General features: G+C 53.2%; 18 protein-coding genes and 2 pseudogenes. 13 read left to right on the top strand and 7 right to left on the bottom strand.

Annotation, left to right across the window (positions count from 1 at the left end; all coding sequences use genetic code 11):
• Positions 1-172: 172 nt before the first annotated feature.
• A complete protein-coding gene (locus HBN61_RS22855; RefSeq protein ID WP_186347941.1) occupies positions 173-1576 on the top strand; it encodes a methyl-accepting chemotaxis protein in 1404 nt (467 codons plus the stop codon).
• 164 nt (positions 1577-1740) lie between these two features.
• Here HBN61_RS22855 and HBN61_RS21375 read toward each other — a convergent pair whose 3' ends face one another.
• On the bottom strand, positions 1741-1905 hold the full coding sequence (locus HBN61_RS21375) for a DUF2986 domain-containing protein (RefSeq protein WP_094994430.1): 165 nt from the start codon (positions 1903-1905) through the stop codon (positions 1741-1743).
• A 116-nt stretch (positions 1906-2021) separates the two neighbouring features.
• Positions 2022-2408, bottom strand: coding sequence for a GFA family protein (locus HBN61_RS21370; RefSeq protein WP_170047854.1), 387 nt, complete (start codon positions 2406-2408; stop codon positions 2022-2024).
• Between the two features lie 116 nt (positions 2409-2524).
• On the opposite strand from HBN61_RS21370, the gene HBN61_RS21365 reads away from it, so the two are divergent.
• Both HBN61_RS21365 and HBN61_RS21360 read left to right on the top strand, forming a co-directional pair.
• On the top strand, positions 2525-2701 hold the full coding sequence (locus HBN61_RS21365) for a hypothetical protein (RefSeq protein ID WP_170047853.1): 177 nt from the start codon (positions 2525-2527) through the stop codon (positions 2699-2701).
• Between the two features lie 130 nt (positions 2702-2831).
• Positions 2832-3527, top strand: coding sequence for a tRNA (adenine(22)-N(1))-methyltransferase (locus HBN61_RS21360; protein ID WP_170047852.1), 696 nt, complete (start codon positions 2832-2834; stop codon positions 3525-3527).
• 91 nt (positions 3528-3618) lie between these two features.
• On the opposite strand, the gene proP is transcribed toward HBN61_RS21360, so the two are convergent.
• Both proP and HBN61_RS21350 read right to left on the bottom strand, forming a co-directional pair.
• On the bottom strand, positions 3619-5124 hold the full coding sequence (gene proP, locus HBN61_RS21355; RefSeq protein WP_094994427.1) for a glycine betaine/L-proline transporter ProP: 1506 nt from the start codon (positions 5122-5124) through the stop codon (positions 3619-3621).
• A gap of 278 nt (positions 5125-5402) precedes the next feature.
• Positions 5403-5783, bottom strand: coding sequence for a RidA family protein (locus tag HBN61_RS21350; RefSeq protein WP_170047851.1), 381 nt, complete (start codon positions 5781-5783; stop codon positions 5403-5405).
• A gap of 176 nt (positions 5784-5959) precedes the next feature.
• On the opposite strand from HBN61_RS21350, the gene HBN61_RS21345 reads away from it, so the two are divergent.
• Together HBN61_RS21345 and HBN61_RS21340 are read left to right on the top strand one after the other, a co-directional pair.
• On the top strand, positions 5960-6634 hold the full coding sequence (locus HBN61_RS21345) for an MgtC/SapB family protein (protein ID WP_170047850.1): 675 nt from the start codon (positions 5960-5962) through the stop codon (positions 6632-6634).
• Between the two features lie 119 nt (positions 6635-6753).
• Entirely contained in the window at positions 6754-7215 is a 462-nt protein-coding gene (locus tag HBN61_RS21340; RefSeq protein WP_169962783.1) for an Lrp/AsnC family transcriptional regulator, read from the top strand.
• 30 nt (positions 7216-7245) lie between these two features.
• On the opposite strand, the gene metC is transcribed toward HBN61_RS21340, so the two are convergent.
• The 3 genes from metC to HBN61_RS21325 form a co-directional block, all read right to left on the bottom strand.
• Positions 7246-8421, bottom strand: a complete 1176-nt coding sequence (gene metC, locus HBN61_RS21335; protein ID WP_169962785.1) for a cystathionine beta-lyase — start codon at positions 8419-8421, stop codon at positions 7246-7248.
• Positions 8422-8646: 225 nt separating this feature from the next.
• Entirely contained in the window at positions 8647-8862 is a 216-nt protein-coding gene (locus HBN61_RS21330; protein WP_169962787.1) for a helix-turn-helix domain-containing protein, read from the bottom strand.
• Between the two features lie 9 nt (positions 8863-8871).
• On the bottom strand, positions 8872-9423 hold the full coding sequence (locus HBN61_RS21325) for a DUF2975 domain-containing protein (protein WP_169962789.1): 552 nt from the start codon (positions 9421-9423) through the stop codon (positions 8872-8874).
• 268 nt (positions 9424-9691) lie between these two features.
• Between HBN61_RS21325 and HBN61_RS21320 the strand changes: the two genes are divergently transcribed.
• The 8 genes and pseudogenes from HBN61_RS21320 to HBN61_RS21285 all read left to right on the top strand — a co-directional run.
• Complete coding sequence (locus HBN61_RS21320) at positions 9692-10120, top strand: LexA family protein (protein ID WP_169962791.1); 429 nt, start codon at positions 9692-9694, stop codon at positions 10118-10120.
• A pseudogene (locus HBN61_RS21315) lies at positions 10110-10433 on the top strand (Y-family DNA polymerase); the annotation flags it as partial. The gene HBN61_RS21320 and the pseudogene HBN61_RS21315, both read left to right, overlap by 11 nt.
• A gap of 57 nt (positions 10434-10490) precedes the next feature.
• Positions 10491-11804, top strand: a complete 1314-nt coding sequence (locus HBN61_RS21310; protein ID WP_170047848.1) for a site-specific integrase — start codon at positions 10491-10493, stop codon at positions 11802-11804.
• Positions 11797-13533, top strand: a complete 1737-nt coding sequence (locus HBN61_RS21305) for a site-specific integrase (protein ID WP_170047847.1) — start codon at positions 11797-11799, stop codon at positions 13531-13533. The genes HBN61_RS21310 and HBN61_RS21305 overlap by 8 nt, the downstream gene beginning before the upstream one ends.
• Positions 13530-15551, top strand: a complete 2022-nt coding sequence (locus HBN61_RS22760) for a hypothetical protein (RefSeq protein ID WP_262498822.1) — start codon at positions 13530-13532, stop codon at positions 15549-15551. Before HBN61_RS21305 ends, HBN61_RS22760 begins: the two co-directional genes overlap by 4 nt.
• Positions 15541-15987, top strand: a complete 447-nt coding sequence (locus tag HBN61_RS21295; RefSeq protein ID WP_170047846.1) for a hypothetical protein — start codon at positions 15541-15543, stop codon at positions 15985-15987. Before HBN61_RS22760 ends, HBN61_RS21295 begins: the two co-directional genes overlap by 11 nt.
• A 201-nt stretch (positions 15988-16188) precedes the next feature.
• Positions 16189-16617: a LexA family protein gene (locus HBN61_RS21290; RefSeq protein ID WP_170047845.1), complete on the top strand. Its 429-nt coding sequence runs from the start codon at positions 16189-16191 to the stop codon at positions 16615-16617.
• Positions 16607-16819, top strand: a pseudogene (locus tag HBN61_RS21285) (Y-family DNA polymerase); the annotation flags it as partial. The gene HBN61_RS21290 and the pseudogene HBN61_RS21285, both read left to right, overlap by 11 nt.
• Positions 16820-16943: the final 124 nt, after the last annotated feature.

Raw genomic sequence — 16943 nt, 5'->3', positions numbered from 1 at the left:
GAGTAACTTGTTCAGCAGGGCAGCTTTACGCTCAGGTGAATAGCTCGACATTACAGCTCTCTTTGACGCCCCCGATCTATCGTTTTGATAAATCAGCTCAGGCGACAACTAGCCTGACACCGGGGGCGTCCGCGCAGGCAAGGTCCAACGCATTGTTAAGTTTGCTACAGACGTGACAGCACAAGTGCGTGAGCACGCGCGCAATCAGTCACAAATTACAGCAATCAACCGTGCTCAGGCGGTCATCGAATTTAGCCCTGATGGCACAATTCTCGATGCAAATGAAAACTTCCTGACGCTCATGGGCTATTCACTTACTGAGATACGTGGTGAAAAGCATCAGATTTTTGTGCCGCCCGCAGAGCGGAAATCGAGGGCTTACTCTGATTTTTGGCAAAAATTGCGCGCGGGTAAATTTGAGACGGCGGATTACCAAAGAATCACTAAACGCGGTAAATCAGTCTGGATTCACGCCACTTACAACCCTATCGTCAACCCGGAAGGCGAAGTCGTCAGAGTGATAAAGTTCGCAAGTGACATCACGGCGCAAGTACTGTTAAACCAAGAGTTCAAGCTCTTATCGTTGGTGGCGAATGAAACAGACAACTCCATCGTCATCACTGACAAAGAAGGCCATATCGAGTACGTAAACCAAGGTTTTACAAAGCTCACGGATTACACATTGGATGAGGTGCGAGGGAAAAAGCCGGGGAATTTTCTCCAAGGAGCAGCGACAGATCCAAAAACAATTGAACAGCTCAGGGATGCAGTGCTGAATCGCCGTCCAATCTACACCGAGATTCTTAACTACAGAAAATCGGGAGAGCATTACTGGATTTCACTGGCTATAAACCCTGTTTTCAATGATGCCGGTGAGTTGGAACAATACATTTCGATCCAGGCCAATATCACTGGTACGAAGGAGCTCTCGCTTGAGTCGGATAAAAGGTTCAAGGCGATTAGTGTCAGTAATGGCGTGGCGGAGTGGGAAACAAATGGCCAGATGAGTTCTGCGAACGACTACTTGGTCCACCACCTGGAACATGCCGATGCCAAAGAATTACTGACCCGTAAGCACAGCTTGCGAACAATTCTCGGTGAAGACGTATTCGCCAAACTGCTTAAAGGTGAGCAGTTTGCAGGTAGCTTTACCATACCTGCAAAGGACAACCGCCCAATCCTGTTTAGCGGAGCGCTCTGCCCAATCACGGATTCAATCGGTCACATCAAGCGGATCGTGAGCTACGGGGTCGACGAGCAGGCGAAACATGATGCATCACAGGTCACTGATCGTGAAATGCGCCTTGTGCAAGAGTCCAGTCAACGGATTGCGAACATCATCAGCAGCATCAACTCCATAACCGAGAAGACCAACCTACTGGCCTTAAATGCTGCTATCGAAGCTGCGCGGGCGGGGGAGTCTGGTCGAGGGTTTGCAGTCGTGGCAGACGAAGTGCGTACGCTTGCTAAGCAGTCAGCAGTATCCGCTAAGGAAATCACTCAACTTGTGAATGAAAGTACGGGGCGTATCGATCGTTTGAGTGCATCACTCAATACCTTACTGTCTTCAACATAAGCCAACCAAGCGTGCTGGTGACACTCGGCAATAGCCCCAAGCCAGCGTTTGGCCTAGGCTGAGCCGCGAGCGGCCGAGTGCACCTGCATCTTGCATTAGCGTATACATCTCATGAGCCAGTGACGCGTCGGCCCCACTGATTTTTCCTCGTCAGTGGACCTTGTTCACTCTTGAGCAGCAGTGGCGGTCAAGTCACTGCCGGATTCGGCGGCCATTTTTAAGCGGTCCGCTTTACAGATGTATTTAGGTTTGTTTTTGGGTGCCAGTTTGGCGCTGGCTTTTTTGGCGTTAGCTTTTAAGATTTGGTTGATTTTTTTACGACGATTCATAGGTTTTGCTCAGTGTGTCAGTGTTGAATAGGTCAGTCTTCACGGCTCAAGTGCTTTCCTTTGGAGGATGTACGCGCTGCCCAGGGATAGGTGTGTATTTTTGCCATGGTTAGCCGTTATTCTTGAGGCGCCTCGAACCAGATTGCTGAGTCGCCGGTGTAAATATGCTTCTGTTTACTGGGCTTGAAAGGTGTGTCCAGTGTCCCGAGTGCTACGCAAATCCATCCGACGGCTTCGCCTTGGGAACATTTCCAGAACAACGTCGACCCGCAATGCCTGCAAAACTCCCGGAGAACCGATTCTGACGAGCGATAGGCCTTGAGGTCTTCTGCGCAGCTGAGTAAGGAAAACGCGCTGTAAGGAACGCTGCCATAGGACGCAAACGCGGCACCATGGCCCTTACGGCATTGGCTGCAATGGCAATGACTGACTGCTTTGGGCTCATCCAGCAGTTCGTAGCGTACGGCAGCACACAGGCAACTGCCCTGATAGACCTCGGTCATGCTCGATGGGCCTCAAAAAACGCCAGCTTAACGGCCTGCGTCGCGAGAGTCGACTGGCCCTTACTTGCCCGCAGGTTTTATCATGCGCCGAAATTTGCACAACTGGACCTGAACCCATGAATAAAGCCTTTCGCAATCCGCTCTTTCTGGTCGGGTTCGCGCTGATCATTTGCGGAAGCACTTTTGCCCTTAACGGCTTGCTTACCGAGCGCACATTCCTTTACATGGCTCCCGGTCTATTGATCCCGGGTGTCACGTTTATGCTGACGGCCTGGAAACAGCGTAATCGATAAGTTCGTTTGCTTCTTCACCGCCAAACGTCGCTTTGTCATAGCAGTGGTTACCCTGCGTCGCTGCGCAAGCATGCTGGCGCCCTCTGATAAGTGCCGTTCAGGCCAGGCATTTTTTTTAAAGGAACACACGTTGAACCCACACACATTGTCCATGCGCCTGGAGCGCGTGGCAGCGCATGTTCCGGCGAACGCCCGGTTGGCTGACATCGGCTCGGACCATGCGTATTTGCCTGTTGCACTGATGCGCCGGGGCGCTATCGCGCACGCAGTGGCCGGGGAAGTTGCGCTGACGCCTTTCACTGCGGCTCAGCGTACCGTCAACGAGAATAATCTGGCCTCTCTCATAACTGTACGCCTGGCCAATGGCCTGATGGCGATTGAACCTGAAGACCGGATCACCGCGATTACCCTGTGCGGCATGGGAGGAGAAACCATCCGGGACATTCTTGAACAGGGCAAGGTGCGCTTGGGCGGGGAAGAGCGCTTGATCTTGCAGCCCAATGGCGGGGAACAGCCGCTGCGCCAATGGTTGATGGACAATGACTACCGCATCCTTGATGAGGAACTGCTTCGGGAAAACCGTTTTGACTACGAGATTATTATTGCTGCGCGCTCCGGCAGGGTGATGTACAGCGCGCAGGAACTCTACTTTGGTCCGCTGCTAATGAAAGTGCGCAGCCCGGCTTTCCTTGCCAAGTGGCAACGTGTGCTGTCTCGCAAGCGCAAAACATTGGCCAGTTTGATGGGCGCGCGGCACGCAGTTGCGCAGGCAAAACTGCAAGACACAGCCCGGCAAGTACGCTGGATCAACGATCTGCTGGCGTAGGCGGGAGGTAGCGACACGCCAGCAAGGCCCAGAAAAAATCCCGCAGGATGTGTTCATCACAACCTGCGGGATTTTTACATCCGGGTTCGCATCACTCGTTGATGCGGGGATGTTGCTGCACCAAGTTTTTGCGTTTGGCTTCCAGCTCGGCAATTTCGGCGTCGATGTCTTCGATCTTCTGTTCGATGTTGTCGTGGTGTTCCTGAAGCAGCTCCTTGGCTTCTTCAATATCCGAAGCCGCTGGCGCGGCCCCGCGCAACGGCTTGTTGGCGGTTTCTTTCATGGTTACGCCGGTAACCAGACCGACGATCGCGATCACCATCAGGTAGTACGCTGGCATGTACAGGTTATTGGTGCTTTCCACCAGCCAGGCCACCGCCGTCGGCGTCAGGCCCGCGATCAATACCGAGACGTTGAACGCACTGGCCAGCGCACTGTAGCGAATGTGCGTCGGGAACATCGCAGGCAGGGTTGATGCCATGACGCCGATGAAAAAGTTCAGCAACACGGCCAGCATCAACAGCCCGGCGAAGATCAGTCCCAGCTTGCCGCTGTTGATCAGGTAAAACGCGGGGACGGCGAGGAAGAACAGACCAACACTGCCGCAGATGATAAAGGGACGGCGGCCGATCTTGTCACTGACAAAACCGATCAGGGGCTGCACGAACAGCATGCCGACCATGATGGCAATGATGATCAGCACACCATGGTTTTCACTGTAATGCAGGTTATGTGACAGGTAACTCGGCATGTACGTGAGCAGCATGTAGTAGGTCACGTTGGTCACAGCGACCACGCCGATGCAGGTCATTAAACTGCGCCAGTGTTTGGTGGCCACTTCTTTGAACGAAACCCGCGGTCCGCCTGCGAGGCCTTCGCGATCACCTTGCTCCAGTTTTTCCACGTGTTGCTGGAAGGCGGGTGTTTCTTCCAGCGCATGGCGCAGATACAGCCCGATCATCCCCAGCGGTAAGGCCAGGAAGAACGGCACGCGCCAGCCCCATTCCAGAAACTTTTCTTCGCCCAGAAGTGTGGAGATCAGTACCACCACACCGGCACCAAGCACGAACCCCGCGATGGAGCCGAAGTCCAACCAACTGCCGAGAAATCCCCGCTTGCGGTCAGGTGCATATTCAGCAACGAAAATCGATGCGCCGGTGTACTCGCCGCCTACCGAAAAGCCTTGGGCCATTTTTGCCAGTAACAACAGGATGGGCGCCCAGATACCAATCGAGGCATACGAGGGGATCAAACCGATAGCGAAGGTGCTGAGCGACATGATGACGATGGTCGCCGCCAAGACTTTCTGTCGCCCGTATTTATCGCCCAGTGCGCCGAAAAATAACCCGCCCAGCGGCCTGATCAGGAAGGGGACCGAGAACGTGGCCAGCGCCGCGATCATCTGAACGCCGGGAGACACATCGGGGAAGAACACCTTCCCGAGCACATAAGCAACAAAGCCGTATACGCCAAAGTCAAACCATTCCATTGCGTTGCCTAATGCCGCGGCGGTAATCGCTTTGCGCATTTTTGCGTCGTCGACAATGGTGATGTCCTTCAATCCGATTGGATTGACCTTTTTCTTACGAGATCTCATGCAAGCCCCTTTATTAGCTGATCTATCCTTTTCAAACCGCTAAACCCAGTCGTACGAAGGGTAGACGCGTTTCTACGGCGCTGGATGCTATCGTTCTGATGGCACGCGCTCTTCGGGATCTGATACATGCGGATACGAAAAAATTCACTGAGGGGGTGTATTTTTTTGCAATCAGGGTTGTGCAGAGGGATGCGCAGGGAATTGAAATCCAACTGTCTTTCAACCGTACAGAAGCGGCCTGCATGAGGGCCGCTTCAGTCGGCAACCGCTATTAGGCGTTAGCCTTTAGCTGCCATCGCGGTGACTTCAACTCGCATACCTTCGACGGCCAAAGACGCGACCCCGACAGCGGCACGAACCGGCCACGGCTGGCTGAAGAAGCGTTTGTACACGTCATTGAACGCCGCTCGGTCTGCCATGTCGGTCAGGTAGATGGTCAAGTGCATGACGCGGTCCATGGAGCTGCCCGCGCGTTCCAGCGCAACTTTTAACGCTCGCAGCGTGCATTCGCTTTGCTCGGTGATGTCGCCCAGTTCGAGACTGCCATCTGCGTGCGTAGGGATTTGCGTCGAAACCATTACGCCACCGAAGCTGGCGACGTCAGACGAAATAGACTCAGGATCAGGGTCGGGGGTAAAAGTCAGTTCGTTATGTGCCATGAACATCTCTGCTTAACAAGTAAGGGGGGTGGCGTCTAACACAGCCACGGCGCAGGTGTGCAGTGTACAGACCTGGACGTTTTCTAAAAACCTGATCGGGCACACCTCTTAATCCTTAACTATGCTCGCCAGTGCTTGCTTAAACACGTCACAGGTTATTGCCGGGAAGGGACTGAATGATTTCTGATTGGGAAATGTGCATACGGCTGCTGTTGGCGGCTTTTCTGGGCAGCTTGATTGGCGTTCAGCGTGAACACCTGTTTTGGACGGCTGGCTTGCGCACTCACATGTTGGTGTGTGCGGGGGCGTGTTTGGTGATGATTGTGTCAGCGTTTGGGTTTCAGCAGGCGCTGACCATGCCGGGCACGCAGCTGGATCCTTCGCGAATTGCCGCACAGGTGGTCTCGGGGATCGGCTTTCTGGGGGCCGGATCGATCCTGATGCGCGGTGAGGTCATCAAGGGCCTGACTACGGCCGCCAGCTTATGGGCGGTCGCAGCCATCGGCCTGGCAGTAGGAGGCGGACTGTATGTGTTGGGCACTGCGGCAACGTTTCTGATTTTGATCATCCTGATCGCTATCCGGCCCATGGAGCGCGTGCTCAGGGACATTGTGCAGATCCAGGTGGTCAAACTGGTTGCACCGTCTAATACGTTGTCGTTAAGCCAGTTGGAACAGTTGCTGGGAGAACGGTCCAAAAAAATCAAGCAATTCATCGTCGAGCAAGGGCCGGTCAAAGATACCGAAACAGTCACGCTTCAGTTCCGGGGGGTCACTCGTGTCATAGCGGATCAAATGATCAAAGAGATACTCGCTGTTCCGGGTGTGCGCGAAGTTCTCGCGCCGCATTGAGTGCTATCAGGCGATAGGCAGGCAAGGACGGGGTAGCGCGGGAAGGGCGGGCTGCTTGAGAATGCCGGGTTTTTGCTCAATGCTGTTTACCTTTCATCCGTACAAGGCCTCAACTTCTCATGGACAAGCTTGACCGGGCAATTCTGCAAATCCTGCAGACCGATTGCACACGTGCGGTAGGGGATATCGCCGAGCAGATCGGTCTTGGCACGACGGCCTGTTGGCGACGCATTCAAAAGCTTGAAGAAGCCGGGATCATCCGCGGTCGCGTAGCGTTGCTGGATGGCAAAAAGCTGAACGTGGGGGTGATTGTTTTCGTGTCGATCAAAACCACTCAACACAATGCGCAATGGCTCGACAGCTTTCGTGCCGCCGTGGGTTTGATCGAAGAGGTGGTCGAGGTCTACCGCATGGCCGGGGACACGGACTATTTGTTGCGCGTTGCAGTGCCTGATGTGGCTGCCTATGACGCTGTCTATAAACAGCTCATCAAGGTCCCCGGACTGTCGGACATCAGTTCCAGTTTTTCCATGGAGCAAATCAAATATTCAACCAGCCTGCCTCTGCGCTACGCGCCTTGAACGTTTCATAACCCATAGGCCAGTCCCGGTTCAGGCTACGGCGACGCAAGGCTTTTGCAACGCAATGTCCAGCGCTCGCTGGAAGTCCAGCAACAAGTCGTCAATATGCTCTAGCCCGGCATGCACACGGATCAGATACCCCTGCGGCGCGGGTGTGTGTTGACGTACCGGTTGCCCGACGGGCACAACAAGACTTTCGAAACCGCCCCACGACAGACCAATACCAAACAGTTTGAGGTTATCGAAAAGACGACCCAATACCGTCGCGTCTTGCGTATCGACCTCTACACCGAACAAACCGCTGGCACCGAGAAAGTCGCGCTTCCAAAGGTCATGACCGGGATCGTTGGGCAGTGCGGGGTGCATGACGCGGGTGATGAGGGGGTGCTGTTCAAGGCTGTGTGCCAGCGTGACCCCATTGCTCCAGTGGCACTGCAGGCGCACGGGCAGAGTGCGTAGCCCGCGCAATGCAAGGAACAGGTCATCAGGGCTGGCGGTCTGGCCAAAATCATGCGCGCCGGCTTTCAAAAGTGGCCAGGCCCGTTCATTGGCGGTGGCCACGCCGAGCAAGGCGTCCGAATGGCCGACGATGTATTTTGTCGCCGCGTGTATGGAGACATCCACGCCATGCGCAAAGGGCTTGAAGTAGAGCGGCGAGGCCCAGGTGTTATCCAGCAGTACGAAAGCACCCACGCTATGGGCCGCCTGGCAAATGGCAGGCAGGTCGCAGACTTCAAACGTCAGCGACCCCGGCGACTCTGTAAACACTACGCGGGTATTGGGGCGCAGTTGCCGGGCAATATTCGCACCGACGGCGGGCGCGAAGTACTCCACCTCCACGCCAAGACGGGTCAGTACCGTGCTGACAAACGTACGTGTCGGGCCGTAAATATTGTCGGTGATCAGTACATGGTCACCGGCACTGACAAATGCCAACAGGGCATGAACACAGGCCGCCAGGCCTGAAGGGAATACCAGGCTGGCATGACCGCCTTCCAGCCCGGCGATTGCCTCCTCAAAGGCGCGGGTTGTCGGCGTGCCAAAGCGTCCATAGTTGGCATATGGGTTACCGTCTTTCTTGCTCGCCTCCCAGCTGTTGAAATCTTTGGCCAGAACGGTTGAGCCCCGGAACACCGGCGTATTGATAAGCCCGCCGTAAGTTTCTGAATCTCGACCGCAATGCAGGTAGTGGGTGGCATCATGCATAGGTGTTATTCCTCAATGAACGTATGAGGAATGATAGGGCCGCTCAGCGTGTTTAATTTTGCTTTTGTTTCTGTTTTTTTGATGGATGGTAGATTTATTTTCTACCAAATGGTGGTATCCGGATTTTTATTTCGGCTAGTTGTTTTATAGGCGAAATTTCGCCCGTTTAGGCTCGCAAGAGCAGTAAACGGGCGAGTAGTTAAGTGGCGTGAGCGAATACCTGGCTCAATCGGTTGGTTCTGCCTGGTAATGCAGTAAGTCTCCCGGCTGGCAATTCAAGGCTGAGCAAATGGCTTCCAGTGTCCCGAGCCGAATGCCTTTGACCTTGCCTTGCTTGAGCAGTGAGAGATTCTGTTCGGTGATGCCGATGGTCTGCGCCAAATCCTTGGACTTTACTTTGCGCGTGGCCAGCATCACATCCAGCTTGATTTCTATGGGCATCTTGACCTCTCAAACAAACTGCTGATTTTCACGTGCCAGCATGCAAGCGCGATGCAGGCTACGGGCCACAATCATGACACTTGCCGCCAAAAACAGCGCCACCAGATCCGAAGGGCCAAAGCTCACGGTAAACAAACGCTCCCCCGCAGGCCGCATTATCGTGATCCATACGCTCAGTACAGGGCCGAGCAAGAAGCTGACCAATACCCACAGACCCACACTTTTCCCGACCTTGCCCAATAAATCGGCTGATTCGGGTTCGAAGTACTCACCCTTGGCGTAGAGCTTCAACAATCCGTTCAGCGCCACCAGCCCCTTGGCCAGGATCAGTAGCGGAATACTGGACAAGACAATGCCGCCTGTAATCTGCCACCAAGGCATCTGATGGATATTGGCATCCAGCGTTTCGGTCAGGGCTGTGAGATTGAAGCCAGGTCCATACAGACTCATCACATCCGGAAACAGCCAGTAGGCAATATTGGAGAGCAGCATGAGGGCCACCAGGCCCAACGTTGCGGTTGCAAGGACCTTGCTGTACTTCGCCAAACGATCTGTGTTCATTCAACAATCCTTCTTGTGTGGGAAATATAGGTGAATCGAGTCGCGGCAAGTGTGCGACGGCCGAATCATAAGTGCAGATAAAATGACTGTAAAACAATAATTAAATATTGTTTTGCAGTAATATTTGCGCGGTTCACACGGAGAAAACACCTGCTGTAATCAGTCTGATTTACATGGCCTCTCGTCGTAATTTCCTACAGATAAATTGACCTTCGGCCTGCGGCGCAGTTAACTGTATGAACATACAGTTAATAGAAAGGCGAGCGTCATGGGTTTCACGGTTTTGGGTCCTCTGGCTGAAGGTGGTGTTCGTCGTCCGTGGTGTTCGTTCAAGGTACCGGCCGGTTTTCCCTCGCCTGCGGCTGACCATGTCGAGAAACATATTTCACTCGATCAGGCGCTCAATATTCGAGCGGCTCATGTGTATCTGGTCACTATTGATGGCGACAGCATGCAGGATGCAGGGATTTTTTCCGGGGATCTGGCCGTGGTGGATCGTGCAATTGAAGCAACCCACGGGCATGTGGTGGTGGCGCTACTGAACAATGACCCGATTTGTAAACGGCTTTGGTTCAAAGGCAAAACGGTCATGCTGGTCTCTGAAAACCCCAAATACCCCAATCGCTACATCATGGAAGGTGATGAGCTTTCGATTTGGGGCGTGATTACCCACACGGTACGCAATCATGGCCACTGAGCCCCGACCGGTATTTGCCCTGATTGACTGCAACAGCTTTTATGCAAGCTGTGAGCGCGTGTTTCGGCCGGACCTGGCAAAGGTGCCGATCGTGGTGCTGAGCAACAATGATGGTTGCGTCATTGCCCGTAGTTATGACGCCAAACCGCATATAAAAATGGGCGCGCCTTATTTTCAGATCAAGCAACAACTGGAGCAGCAGGGGATCATAGCGTTCTCTTCGAACTACGCGTTGTACGGCGACATGAGTGAGCGGGTGATGAGCCTGATCGAAGCTCAAGTCCCTGCCGTCGAGGTGTACAGCATCGATAAGAATAAGTTGCATACTGTGGACGCCCAAAGTAAATGGGGCATCTATGGACATTGACGCTTGTTTTTACAGAGATATCCCTTGGCTACCGTTGAGCACATTCACTTCAGTCCGCATGACCTTTCTGTCAAAGACCGCCTGATTACCTACTCGCTGAATAGCTCCCGTGTAGTGATCGAAGGACTACCACAAATATTCTGGGAAGACGGCTTGCCCTGGAGAGAAGCCAATCTCTGGGCTATGGAGAGAGTCACCAATGGTGAGGCAATCCTGAAGACCGTTTCTAGCAACCTGAATGGGCTGTTGAACTACGCGAAATTTTTGGAGAGTCGCAGGCTTCAATGGTTTGAGTTTCCGCCTCGAAAGGCTGATCGATGTCTTGTTCAGTACCGTGGGGCGCTTATCAAGGCTCGTGATGCTGGTCATATCAGTCCTGCCACGGCTTCCGAGTACATGCGTAACTGCATCAGTTTCTACAAGTGGGTTAGGAGGCGTGGCCTCCTAAACCCGCTTTTGCCTCTGTGGAAAGACAAGCGCTATTTCATCAAATACTTTGACCAGGTTGGCTTCGAGCGAACGCTAGCTGGCACCACCACCGATCTGGGTATTCCAAACCGAAAACGCATTGGGGTCACATTGGAAGGTGGGCTACTTCCTGTGTCTGCGGCTGATCGAGACGCCATTCTTGATTTCGCAAAACAGAACGCCTCACCCGAGCTTTATCTGATGTTGGCTCTAGGTTTCTTTACGGGTATGCGACTGGGAACGATCTGTGACCTTCGTATTGATACGTTGGAGCGTGCCTTACACGATCCGTCTGCTAAAGGTCTATTTCTGATATCCGTAGGGCCAGGTGCGTCCCCACCCGTGCATACCAAATTTGGAGTAACTGGCCAGGTATGGATTCCCGAAGCTTTGTGTTCAGAAGTCCTGGAGTACACCAAGAGTCTTCGCAGGTTGACTCGCGAGGCATCTGCTGCTGGCGAGCATCAAGACTTAGTGTTCTTGACACGATTCGGAAACCCTTTCGGACGTCGCGACAGTGATCAGTCTTCGGCCATAAACGTTGAAATGTCATCGCTTAGAAAATTAGGTATCGCGTCGGGCATCAAAGCGCTCAGGAAATTTCGCTTCCACCAATCGCGATGCACCTTTGGAACTGAGCTAGCTAGGCTCGCTTTAGCAAATTGCACTGATGTGGCGATAGTGATTGCGACGGTCAGCAACGCATTGCTTCACGGGCCAAATTCGGAGGCTACCACCTTCAAATACATCAAATTTGTGCAGGCCGCACCCGCTAAGCAGGCCATTGCGAACAGCTTCATGGCTGCGTTTACAGGTATTGCTTCGATGCAGGGAGCAAGCAATGAATAACCTAACGTTTTCAGACCTAACGTTTCCAGTGCTTGAGTACGCGAAAAATGAGACGCCCTGGGATCTGGCACCACTTTTATACAGCGGTGGTGCTGAGGCAAAGGTGAAGACTGTACGCAGTAAAATCACATCAGGTGCTTTAGGTGATCCTTTGCTGGAGCGAGTAGAGCTTGTGAAGGGGCTCCATGACTGTTTGACCGACGACCTTGTCGGCGGGGGGAGCCGCTTTTCGGCAAATAACAAGATTGGCGCGTTGAGGAAGTTTTTTCAGTGGGTGGATCAGTGCGAGCGTCCTTTGACCATTGATACGGTCGCGGAGGAATACCTGGGGTGGGCTGAACATCTTCTACAGCGTCATCGCGTGGAAGGATACCTAACTGCCGGATCGTTATACGACGCGGCAAGTTTAACCGCGACGATGCTCGACCGAGTTCTACGCCGAAGCTCGACGCTTCTGTACAGCACCCGAATTCGCAAGCCTAGAGGCAATGGAAGGGCAGGTAATGGGAGCACTGGTAAGCAAAGCTTAGAAGAGAGCTTTTTATTCGGGCAGTTCATTGCCGACCTCTGTATCGCCCTAACCTATGAAGCCGTGACGGGGCCACTTCCCATCCAAGTGGAATTGCGGTCAGGTTCGACGATACCTATTTGGTGCCGCCTGCGCGATACAGAGAAGGAAGCGTCACGACGGATTCGACCTCAAACCAAATTCCAGATTGCGGACATCCTTCGAAACCGCGAACTTCGGAATTCTGACGTTTCAATCGAGACTCGATACCCGGCGGTGAATCTACGAATCGAAGCCGAGCTGCTTATGTTCATCGCACAAACCGGCATGAATTTATCGCAGGCGCATCAGCTTCGAATCGACCAATACCATTACACGAGCCATCTTGATGGTTACCAAGTGAGGTCTTACAAAAATCGCCGTCAGGGTGAAGTGCTGTTTGAAGTTTTCTCAAGCTATAAGGAGTGGTTCGAACGCTACATTAAATGGCGAAACACGTGGTTTCCAGACGATCTAGAGGGACTTCTTTTCCCTCTCGTTCGTCTTGGGGGACGTCTCGTTTTAGAAGCTCCTCAGTTCACGGCTGTTTCGCGCGCCTGCACCGTTTCCGATGTTCGATTCGTTCGACCTCGTAAGCTCCGGGGCGCGCGTATTAACTGGCTGTTACGTGAGTCACAACGCCCCGAACTGGTGGCGGAAATCGCACAGCATACCGCTGAAACTTTGATTCGTGTGTACGCCGAGCCCAACCCGCAAATTGCGATGATTGAAATCACTCGATTTCACCGGCAAGCAGATCCCGTCGTTTGCTCACCTGCTCCAGGTACTTGTGTGGCGCCGATACCAGAATCCGTCGTGGATGCTCCGACCAATTCTCCAGATCCCGATTGTATTAACGCTGCGGGTTGCCTTTTCTGTGTAAATCATCGGGACATTGAAAGCCAGGATCACGTCTGGTCTCTCAGTAGTTTGCGAATGCTCAAGAGCTTGGAGCTAGCTAGATATCGCCCAGCTTCTACGGATAGATCTGTCGACACTGACCATCCATCGATGCTTGCGATCGAGCGTCTGAGTGCAAAGTTACGGTTCTTTCAAGAAAGTAGCGAGGTGCGACGGCTTTGGGTTGAAGAGGCACTGGCTCGTATAGCTGAGGAGGACTATCACCCTGCTTGGGACGGATTTATTCGGCTTGCGGAAATTACAGCGGGGCCTTCCCTATGAATATGCTCAGGACGTTGGGGCTTTCTATCGAGTCGCCTCTCTCCGTTCCTGGGGCATCGAATTACCGTCCAGAGAGCTGGCCTCCGCCACCTGATTGGCCGGTTGTAATTGATGCACAGGGTAAAGTAATAAGCCGTTGGGGTGATCCTATTTGGAGGCTTGATCCATGGGCCAAAAAGCCACTGACGCTGAATTTTGGTGATGGGCCAGTTAAAAAGTCAGCGGCGCCCATTAGCTCAAAAAACGCAAACTTACTTCGAATCATCACTGGCTGGTGGCTATACGGGCCGTACGGCGCTCGTGGCTACAGATCCCTTAAAACGCGTTTCGATCAGATGCGACGGCTCTTTGTTCTTTGCGAAGAGGCAGGAATCCTCGCCAGCGAATTAAGCCACTTTCCACGCGTATGCGAACGGATCCCTGCATTTCTTCAGACCTCGAGAAAAACCGAGTTTCTGACGTTAATGCATGAGCTTTACGCGTCCAGAGAGGCCGTAGGGTTTACGTTGCTGGATTCAGGCTCTCTAACCCGTCTGGCTGCGCTTTTCCCCGCTCACCACACCTCTCAAACACCGTACATCCCGCCACGTATTTGGCGCTATCAAGTCACTAGGCTGCGAGAGTGCCTTGATGACTTCCTGTCCCATCGAGAACAGGTTGAAGCCTGTTACCGGTTCTGCTTCGCGGCTTACGAACATAACCAGAGGGTTTCAGAGAGAACGGCGTGCTTAAACGCCCCGCCTTTTAGTGTCCATAAAATGCAGTTATTAGGCGCTAAAACGGGGCTTCGTTTTCTCGGTGCGTTTGCAGAGACCGCGAAACGCTTCGGCATTTTTGAGCTACTTGAACGTTGGGTGGGGCGCAGTGACCACCTGCAAGTAAAAGCGTTAACTAGCTATCTGAAACTGGTCAACCGCGCGGGATTAGCTTACATCCTTAACTTCAGTCTTATGCGGGTCGAAGAAGCCTGGAATCTTCGAACCGGATGCCTTGACGTCGAGCACGACAAGAGTTTCGGCGATATTTTTTTGTTACGTGGACAGACGACAAAAACGCTGTCTGATCGCGATGCCCTGTGGGTCACATCCCCCTCTGTGGAGGTCGCCGTGAGGGCGATGGAGGTGATCTCTCTGTTCCGCTCATTACACGCCTCTCACTCAGAAGCGAATGGCTTTGCTGGGCGTTATTTGAGCGATTCTTATTACGAGCCCTGGAGTCCAGTGCGCAAAAAAGATGATCACTCGCTGAGACCGAGTATTTCGCCATACTCCGACCTTTTGAGGCAGTTCGACCAGCTCTTCGATTTAGAGCGATTGCGTATCACGACTGAGGATTTGAAATTGGCCCGGCTAGCTACGCCTACATTGCCGGAGGAGTATCAAGTGGGCGCTGTATGGCCGTTGGCGTGGCATCAGTTGCGTAGAACTGGGGCAGTAAACATGCAAGCTTCAGGGCTCGTAAGTGATGCTTCGCTTCAGTACCAGCTCAAGCACGTCACTCGATCAATGAGCCTTTATTACGGACAAAATCACTCAAGGGTACGTCTAGAGGAGAAGGCTCACACCCTGTACGTTCGCACGATGTACGAGACGCTTGGAAGAGAGTTACAGCAGCTTACGAGTGAGCGTTTTGTCAGTCCCCATGGTGACAAACGAAAAGCTGAGATCGTTCGGCTGATTTCGCCAGAGGATGCGAAGAGGATGATTGGTTTGGCAAAGAAAGGCGCGGTCGCCTGTCGCCCGATAATTCTTGGTGTTTGTGCGAGTCGCGAGCCTTGTCCGTACGGCGGAATTGACAACATTGCCCATTGCGGGGGTGGTGATTCAGTGGATGCAAAACCTTGCCCGGAGGTGCTGTATGACTCAGAACGATTGGGCGCGGTAGATGATCTTGAACATTTGCTTAAAGAGCGGCTTGCTACTGCTCAGGATGGGAGTCCGCTAATGGAATCGTTGATGGCTCAACAGCGAAGCGTAGAGAGCTTCCGTCGTGTTGTAGGGAGCGCAAATGGACGTTGAGCTCCCTACTCGCCGCAGCGCGGCTGATCAGTATCGTGATGCTTTTGAGCGCTTGAAGCTCAATAGGCCACAGCTTCTACCAAAGGGAACACCGGTCACTCAGAACAATGTGGCCAAAGAGGCCGGGAGCGATCCGTCTGCGCTAAAGAAATCTCGTTTCCCGAGTCTCATCGCAGAGATAAAAACCTACGTGGAACAACATGCGGGGGTGCGACCTCCTTCGTTGAACAAGGTCAATCTTCTCGCCCGTCAGAAAAGCCGCGCCCTGCGTGATCGGATTGAGCATGTTGCCCGGCAACGGGATCAACTCGCAAGCTTATTGAGCGAAGCGGATGCGAAAATCATTGAGCTGTATGACCGTATTGCTGAGCTTGAGGGGCAGTTGCCTGCGTCAAATATAATTTCGTTGGATCCGCGCGGGCCGAGAAAGCTTTGAGATAACAGCGCGCATGCAGCTAGTCGCCTGGCATTGCCGATCTGGAGCGGCAATTGCCTGCCTCAAATGTCCTACCTATAGATCCGCGAGGCCGCAGAAAACTTTGATTCCACCCGACGGAATTGCCATTTGCCGGGATTGACCGGCCGATGAATCAAGGGTTAACTGTATATATATACAGTTTTCTCTAGGCTTCACATTATGACCATCACCTTCTTAGGCACGCCGACTGGCGGCGCTACATTGGTTCCTTCTTACTCCTTTCGCGTGCCGGCCGGCTTTCCATCCCCGGCATCCGATCACTTAGAGAAAATTATTTCTCTTGATGAGCTGTTCGATCTGCGAGCCCCCCACGTCTATTTGGTCAAAGTGGAAGGCGACAGCATGCAGGGCGCCGGTATTTTCTCGGGTGACGTCGTCATCGTGGATCGAGGGCGTGACGCGGAGCATGGCGATATCATCATTGCCGCAGTGAACAATGAGCCGGTATGCAAGCGGCTGCATCGCCGGGACGGAGTCGTAATCCTCAAGTCGGAAAACCCAGCTTATCCCGCGAGATACATTCTCGAAGGTGACGACTTTCTAGTTTGGGGAGTGGTCCGCTTCAGTGTGCGCGATCATGCACAGTGAAAAAGTGTTTGCGCTGGTCGATTGCAACTCATTTTATGCGAGCTGTGAGCGCGTCTTTAGACCAGATCTGGCCAAGACCCCAATCGTAGTACTCAGCAACAACGACGGGTGTGTGATAGCTCGATCCTACGATGCAAAACCATTCGTAAAAATGGGCGAACCATATTTCCAGATTCGAGACAAACTGAGGCAGCACGGAATCCCCCGGTGTCAGGCTAGTTGTCGCCTGAGCTGATTTATCAAAACGATAGATCGGGGGCGTCAAAGAGAGCTGTAATGTCGAGCTATTCACCTGAGCGTAAAGCTGCCCTGCTGAACAAGTTACT

The organism is Pseudomonas sp. WS 5071, from assembly GCF_012985765.1.
Classification (GTDB): Bacteria; Pseudomonadota; Gammaproteobacteria; order Pseudomonadales; family Pseudomonadaceae; genus Aquipseudomonas; species Aquipseudomonas lundensis_A.
This window is presented reverse-complemented; position numbering and strand designations above follow the sequence as displayed.